The following is a 6,917-nucleotide window of genomic DNA, read 5'->3' on the forward strand; positions in this document are numbered from 1 at the left end:
TACGTGACTCATTCAAATGTCGATGAGTCACGAGGAAAATAAAACCATACTGCGAGGGAATTCAAAGTAACATCTGGTGCTATTCACTGCATTGTACGAACACCTTAAAACAAATACTTCCCACCAATCAAGAAAGCGCTGTTCGCGACACCAGAGCGATAGTAAGGGTGACGAAAGCTGCCTTGGCTTTTGTATTCAAAATAGGGCTGAAAGGCGTATTTGGTTAGCGTTAAACGAAACTCATGATCCATGGTGTTATCCGTGTAGGGGTACCAAGGGTGATATGCGCCGCCCATATGATACACATTGTTGTAATGAACTTTGACAGGATGCGTTTTGAATTGATAAGCAATTTTATTATCAAAGCGATAATCCATATCAGGCTTATGACCCCACTTGTCATGCTTTGCGTAGACTTCCACTCGGGTTCGGTGACTCAGTGATACCCCCTCATCAAAATCATAGCCAATCTTAAACAGAGGTCGAAACTGCATGGTTTCACCAAGCTGCATTAAGTGTTCATAACCCGCACCGAGCCAAAACTGACGTGACAACGCAAACTTCTGTTCTATTCCAAGTGTTGTCAACGGTGCTCTCGCAGAATGCCCATAATACACATCATGATGATTATGATGATGGTCGCTATGTGGGGTTGCCCCTAGTGGGATGTCTTCAACCTTAAAACGCAAGGTTGTATCACTATCAAACGTATGACCCGCCTCCATTTTGGCCGTCACTTTTGAATCGTACAAATAGGTGCTATTAAATTGGACATTTCCCTCGATGTAAGAGGAAGAAGCCAGAGTAGGAAAAGAGAGAATAAGCGTTAGATAGATAATTAAGGTGCGCACAACATTAATCCTTAGGTGCTGAAATTTGGCTAGGATAATGCGCGGTTGATGATGAATGGGCAAATGGCAACACTGTCAAAATAATGACAAATGCCAAGCAATATAAAAAATCATTATGTTCATAAAATCATAGTGTTGTAACAGTTTGCTAATCGGCAAGTCAGAAGAAGTTTAGCCCTACGCTGAGAATCTACCTACCTCTCACATTAATGCCTACTATTTCCCCCAAATCTCTTTAGGTAAAGTTCCAATAAAATGTTCCAAAACCTTCACAACAAAGATAATCCTCCATGATAATAAAGCACCAGGCACAAAAAAAGGTCCCCGCCGGGACCTTTGTATTATGGAAATATGAACAATATTTTACGCGGGCTTAGAAGCCGTAAGAAGCACCAAGTACGAACGCGTTGTTCACTTTGCTGCTGCCGTTTGCATCTTCAAGACCGTGTGCTTGGCTACGGAATTCTACGTAAGGTTGAACGCCTGTACGTGTCCATGTTGCACGAAGCTCGTGGTCCATAGTGTTAACTTTGTCATCACCTTTCGCGTCTTTGTCACCAGCAATCACGTATACGTTATTGTAAGACAGCGCTACAGGAGTATCTGCAAATTGGTATGCAATTTTGTTGTCCAAACGTACATCTGTATCAGATTTACGTGCTTGACCATCTAATTGGTTATTAAAGTGAGCACGAGTACGGTTACTTAGAGAAAGACCGTTGTCGAAGTTGTAACCGATTTTAACCAATGGACGATATTGAATAGTCTCACCGTCTTGAATTAGGTGATGGTATCCCGCAGCTAACCATAGGTTGTCTGTAACACTAAACATTTGCTCTACACCTAGCGTAGTTGCTGGCAATGGCCCTTTGGTGCCATCTGCTGGTGTTTGTGTTTTACCTAGAGGGATCGCATCAAACTCAACCAAAAGCGTAGTGTTTGAATCAAACGTGTGGCCCGCTTCTAGCGTAGATGTTGTTTTAGAGCCTTGTAGGTACGTATCATGAAACTGAACGTTACCAGTTACATAAGAAGAACCTGCGAATGCGCTTGTAGAAGCTACTGCTAGTGCGGTTAGAGCGAGAACTTTTTTCATTATCAATACCTATTTAGTTGTTTGGGTGACCACTTATGTTGCGGTCTTGATTCATTGCCTGTTTGGCTTGGCAACGATTTAACGACATTTAATTCGCGCAAACAAATAAATAGCTTATTTTAGTGATCACACGCACACCATAGAGTGGTAAAAAAACATAAATACAAATAAAACAAAACCTTACAGCGTAAATATAAATTATCATATAACAGCAAAAACAGTAGCGGCATGACTATTCTCACAAAAAACTCATAGCAATACCGCCAGATTTACCTAAACGCACGCCTATACGCCGCTTTACTCGTAGTAACCATGCTAATAAATGTGATAAAGATCGATGATTTTAGATTTATCACATAAAAAAATGAACGCTTAATAATCGCCGTTAATCAAGTATTCGTCTTCTTATTAACGACATTGATGGTCAGCCTTTAAGGAAAATAAGGCGGTTGGGTGGTCAAGTGCTTGCCGTCATGCGTGGTATCAAAGACAATATAACCATCATTGACGAGCCGTCGATCATAACCAAAGGAAATTATGATGCTGAATCTTGGTGTGAATACATGGTGGTTGCTTCTTTTACTAAGTGCAGTCACGCCTCTTAAAGCAGAGCCATTGGTATGGAAAGCCTCATATGATATGCAAACCCTCTACTTAGTGGGTACCGTGCACTTGGGGGATTCATCAATGTACCCTTTGCCTGATGTTCTCACCCAAAATTTGCGGCACAGCAATGGTCTTATCATAGAGGCTGATTTGTCCGAATCGGTGACCATGCCAACTCAGGCTAAGCGCAACAACGTAGAATTCTTACTCAATGCGAAAGAGAACCTCCAACTTAAGCGTATCGTCGATACGACAACATTAGACTGGGCGACAATAAAAACGCTCGCTCCATGGCAAGTCGCCCTAACTTTGCAAAACTATCAATTTCAATCCTTTGGTTTTCATTCTCAATTTGGTGTTGATAATGCCGTAATCAAGCTAGCCAAGACGAATGGCATTCCAGTCATAGGCTTAGAAACACTGCAGTTTCAAATCAATTTACTCGCTAAACAAGACGATAATGGCGTAGCGATGTTGAAGCAAACATTGGCAGAGTGGAAAGATGGAGAGAACAATGTGCACTGTTTGATCGAGTCTTGGAAGGCTGGTGATAGTGGTAACCTGAATATGCTGCTTGATTCTGCCTCGACCGATCAAAGCTTTGAACAAGATTTTATTGTCAATCGAAACCAAAACTGGGTTAAGACATTAACAACCGACCCAGCTCTTGCAAAAGGTACTTTTACTGTGGCAGTTGGCGCTTTGCACCTGGTCGGCAAACAGAGTCTTATCCAACTATTGTCGCAATTTGGTTATGTCATCGAGCAGCTAACCCAGTCTAAACACGTCAGTTGTCAGATAAAAGTGCCATGAGCACGTCTCAATTATGAGACACACTTGAGGCTCCTTTATTGTTAATCCACTTAATTACCGACCAGTTTCAGCAAAAAGGCGATTTATCTTTACGATACGATAAATTGCTTTTCTTATGTCGCTGTAATTATTCAGCTTTAATGGAACGAAGCTAAGATTGTGTTAGAAACAAAGTAAGTCATAACGCTCTGTTTTCTGATTCAACATTTAAGTAAGCCCCTCTTTTCCAATTCGTAAATATTCTAAATTTCAGTCCTTTACGAGATGAAGTCGTTCATGAAGTTCAACTTGTTTAGAATTAAAAATTTTTTAAATGCCATAATATTTTTTGAATTATCTGAAAGCTTGCTCATAATCAACCTATCTCAATAGTGTGAGATGTATCACAACTTTAATTAAGGGACTATTATGAATAAGCTACTTACTTTTATCGCTATTACTTCTGTTTCACTTTCAACGGCTGTTTTCGCGACTACCGGAGGTTCCAATGCACCTTATGGAGGAGCTTCCAATCAAACCGCTTCTGGTCAGTATGTCGACTGTAAACTTGAAGACGGTACGACAAAAGTCATTCCGATTCGCGCTTGTGATAAGTTAGGTGGTAAAAAGATTTATTAACGCCAATCAAGAAGAGTAGAACCTAAGTATCGCTCTACTCTTCGCCTTTTAGACCATCAATAATCGGGCACTTAGACTGAGTATCACCTGGACATTTATCTATCCACTGAGTCAATTGCTGCTCCATTTGTTGAAGCGCTTTAATTTTTTGCTGAATTTCTTCACGCTTTTTTATCGTGGTGTTTTTTACGCTTTCACTCATCCGTTGACAACTAAATGCAAGCTCTACCAACTCCCGACATTCATCCAGTGAAAAACCAACCGTTCTTGCCCTCGCAATCACGGTAAGTTCGTCAATGTGACGTTGGTTATATTGACGATAGCCGTTCTCGGCTCGGCTCGGTTCTGAGATCAATTTTCGTTCTTCATAAAGACGAATGGATTTTGCCGTTAATCCGGTCGCGCCTGCGACATCACTAATATTCATCGACACCTCACTAATATTCCTCAATGATGACACCTTGAGAACAAATGTTACCTTACTCGCAAAAAGATGTACGAGCAAACTAGCTTGCAGGTAAACACTATTCTTCGAGATGCAAAATAACTACTATAACCGTTACATGTTTATTATTTTGCCACGTCGGCAAAGTATCTCAAGGAGTGATGATGAAACGAGTAAAAACACTACTTGCTGGCCTTATACTTGCGCCAACAATGGCATACGCGTCAGTAACCGTTGATATTCCCATTGATGTACAACTGCTCACTGTAAATGAAAAAGATGTTGGCTTTTCTAGTCTCGGCTTTGATCATAAAGATTCCGTTACGCTCAACAATGGCGTGAACCAACTGGTATTTCGAATTACTAAAGTCGTTTCTGATGGCGGTAATAAAGGCACTAAGTACACCTCTGTGCCACTCGTTGCCACGTTTGATGCGGCAGATGTAGAGCTTAATATTGATGTACCGAAACTTAGAACGCTGGCACAGGGATCAACCTTCAATGACAAACCGACCTTCTCGGTATTGCAAGACGGTAAAGAAGTTAATAGCTTAAAGAAAGGGAAAATCAATGCAGGGTTAAAATTCTACTCTGATACGGTTGCAGAAGTGGAGCGATTTAACAAATCGAACGAACCTGCAAGCTTAAGAAACTTTGGTACTGTCGCTGCAATACCATCTGAATCACTACCATCCGAGTCAGAAGTAAGTACTAGCAAAACGGCCGTGAACTTAAACAACGTTAAAGCGCAATTCGAAACTCTATCAAAAACCGATAAAGAAGAGTTTCTATCTTGGGCGATTAAAAACCTTAACTAACGAATACAGCAGAAATTAAACCAGAAAACACGACTTACCGTCGTGTTTTTTTATGCCTTATATATTGCACTCTAAACATAGAAGTCACCAAAACCAAAAAAGGCCAGCGATCATGCTGGCCAAAAAAAGCAGTTTGAGATTTAGCTTAGAAGTAGTATTCCATACCGACACGCCAGCCAGTATCAGTGTAATCACCGTACTGCTCTGTAGAGTCAGTCTGGTGAACTACACGGACATAAACAACCGCTAGAGGATCTAGAGCGTACATCGCCTGACCAGTGATTGCTTGATCACTATTTTTCTCAGATACACCATTTCTTTCTAAATCTGTCGACATCGCATAGTTAAGGTTAAACGTCCAATGCTCGATGCCAGTATAGTAAGCACCTACTTTATAAGCGCTTTGTTTTAGTTCTTTCGTACCTGCAGAACCAGAGGCGTCATTACTTGTTGCTTTACCAGTAATGTAAGCTAAGTGACCGCCGAATGAATCAAAATCTAAATTCAAACCAGCGATAAGTGCTTCACCATCGCCATTTCCACCAATCAAATCAGCATTATCTACATCATAAACTCTTTCGTAACCGACTTTACCCGTAAACACTCCCTTCTGGAATTGTGCGCTACCAGAGTATACGTTAGAGCCTGCTTTATCTTCATTACCACGACCACCACCAACCGCAAAGCTGAAGCCACCATATACCGCAGAATCATAACGACCAAAGTTAGACTGACGATCGTAGTTAATACGACCCGTGTTACCTACGTTGAAACCTGCGCCTGAACTTTGACCGGTATAGCCATCAAGTACTTCAAACATAGGTGTTAACATACGACCGAAACGCACACGACCTGCATCTTCAAACTCAAAACCGCCGTATGTATCACGTACACCGAAGCCACTCTCTTTGCCGTCATCACCAACATTACCGCCCTCTAATTGCCAAATCAGTTTTGGACCGCGTTCAAATTGAGCACTACCACGCACGCCGACACGAGACTCATTGTCCATCACGACAACTTTGTCTTTTTTCTTAGTTGCATCAATTGGCTTAGCTTGTGCTTGCTCACCTGTTTGTGCATTCTGTGCAACAGAGATTGCGATTTGACCGTATAAATCAATGGTTTCTGTTGCAGGTCTTGCTTGAACGGAACCTGCTAGAGTTAGTGACGCCACTGCTGCACCGATGAGAGTGCGTTTAAACATTTTTTCCATGGAATAAACTCCTAAAAATGGATATAGCTGTTTTTTAATATTTCGCCTTAAGTTGGCCGCCGAAGGGAAATATTTCCTTTTTAATTTTGATAACCAGTAGTACTGATTAATTTCCTGTCTACACTGTGTGTATCCATGTATTCAAGACTAACTTCGTGACAAAAAATATCAATTAACCGTTCACTTTCCATAAAAAAAATAGGAGGCACCGCAAACTTTACCCTCACTTATTGATGAAGATCTTATTTTCTACATAAAAAAACAAAAACACTTTCAATCGTTTTAAATCAATAGGTTAAAAAAACCAGATCGACAATAACGTGATATGCCTCGCAGTGATTTTTCATTAAACCTCCTTCAGTAAATAAATAACGGGTTGATCACACAATTATTTATATGATTATTTATATAAATTCAATGTGAAGTTACTCGCAAAAAAAAGAGCCTCATAAGA

At 40.7% G+C, this 6,917-nt stretch carries 7 protein-coding genes; 3 read left to right on the forward strand and 4 right to left on the reverse strand.

What is annotated here, in order from left to right; translation table 11 throughout:
- Positions 1-104 precede the first annotated feature (104 nt).
- The gene (locus MD535_RS22780; RefSeq protein ID WP_265677417.1) at positions 105-851 is read right to left on the reverse strand and encodes a porin; all 747 of its coding nucleotides are present in this window, start codon (positions 849-851) and stop codon (positions 105-107) included.
- Between the two features lie 373 nt (positions 852-1,224).
- Positions 1,225-1,947: an oligogalacturonate-specific porin KdgM family protein gene (locus tag MD535_RS22785; RefSeq protein WP_265677418.1), complete on the reverse strand. Its 723-nt coding sequence runs from the start codon at positions 1,945-1,947 to the stop codon at positions 1,225-1,227.
- 537 nt (positions 1,948-2,484) lie between these two features.
- Here MD535_RS22785 and MD535_RS22790 point away from each other — a divergent pair.
- Together MD535_RS22790 and MD535_RS22795 are read left to right on the forward strand one after the other, a co-directional pair.
- Positions 2,485-3,366 carry a TraB/GumN family protein gene (locus MD535_RS22790; protein WP_265677419.1) on the forward strand — a complete coding sequence of 294 codons (882 nt, stop codon included), beginning with the start codon at positions 2,485-2,487 and terminating at the stop codon, positions 3,364-3,366.
- 408 nt (positions 3,367-3,774) lie between these two features.
- Entirely contained in the window at positions 3,775-3,984 is a 210-nt protein-coding gene (locus tag MD535_RS22795; RefSeq protein ID WP_265677420.1) for a hypothetical protein, read from the forward strand.
- A gap of 34 nt (positions 3,985-4,018) precedes the next feature.
- Here the strand turns inward: MD535_RS22795 and cueR are convergent, their stop codons facing one another.
- Positions 4,019-4,411, reverse strand: coding sequence for a Cu(I)-responsive transcriptional regulator (gene cueR, locus MD535_RS22800; protein WP_265677421.1), 393 nt, complete (start codon positions 4,409-4,411; stop codon positions 4,019-4,021).
- A 179-nt stretch (positions 4,412-4,590) separates the two neighbouring features.
- Between cueR and MD535_RS22805 the strand changes: the two genes are divergently transcribed.
- Positions 4,591-5,247 carry a YccT family protein gene (locus tag MD535_RS22805; protein WP_265677422.1) on the forward strand — a complete coding sequence of 219 codons (657 nt, stop codon included), beginning with the start codon at positions 4,591-4,593 and terminating at the stop codon, positions 5,245-5,247.
- Between the two features lie 145 nt (positions 5,248-5,392).
- Here the strand turns inward: MD535_RS22805 and MD535_RS22810 are convergent, their stop codons facing one another.
- Positions 5,393-6,463, reverse strand: coding sequence for a porin (locus tag MD535_RS22810; RefSeq protein WP_265677423.1), 1,071 nt, complete (start codon positions 6,461-6,463; stop codon positions 5,393-5,395).
- Positions 6,464-6,917 lie beyond the last annotated feature (454 nt).

It is taken from the genome of Vibrio qingdaonensis (genome assembly GCF_026191675.1).
GTDB classification, from domain to species: Bacteria; Pseudomonadota; Gammaproteobacteria; order Enterobacterales; family Vibrionaceae; genus Vibrio; species Vibrio qingdaonensis.

Coding starts and splice junctions, on each gene's coding strand:
- MD535_RS22785 (WP_265677418.1), bottom strand. CDS start 1,947: ATGAAAAAAGTTCTCGCTCTAACCGCACTAGCAGTAGCTTCTACAAGC.
- MD535_RS22790 (WP_265677419.1), top strand. CDS start 2,485: ATGATGCTGAATCTTGGTGTGAATACATGGTGGTTGCTTCTTTTACTA.
- MD535_RS22795 (WP_265677420.1), top strand. CDS start 3,775: ATGAATAAGCTACTTACTTTTATCGCTATTACTTCTGTTTCACTTTCA.
- cueR (WP_265677421.1), bottom strand. CDS start 4,411: ATGAATATTAGTGATGTCGCAGGCGCGACCGGATTAACGGCAAAATCC.
- MD535_RS22805 (WP_265677422.1), top strand. CDS start 4,591: ATGATGAAACGAGTAAAAACACTACTTGCTGGCCTTATACTTGCGCCA.
- MD535_RS22810 (WP_265677423.1), bottom strand. CDS start 6,463: ATGGAAAAAATGTTTAAACGCACTCTCATCGGTGCAGCAGTGGCGTCA.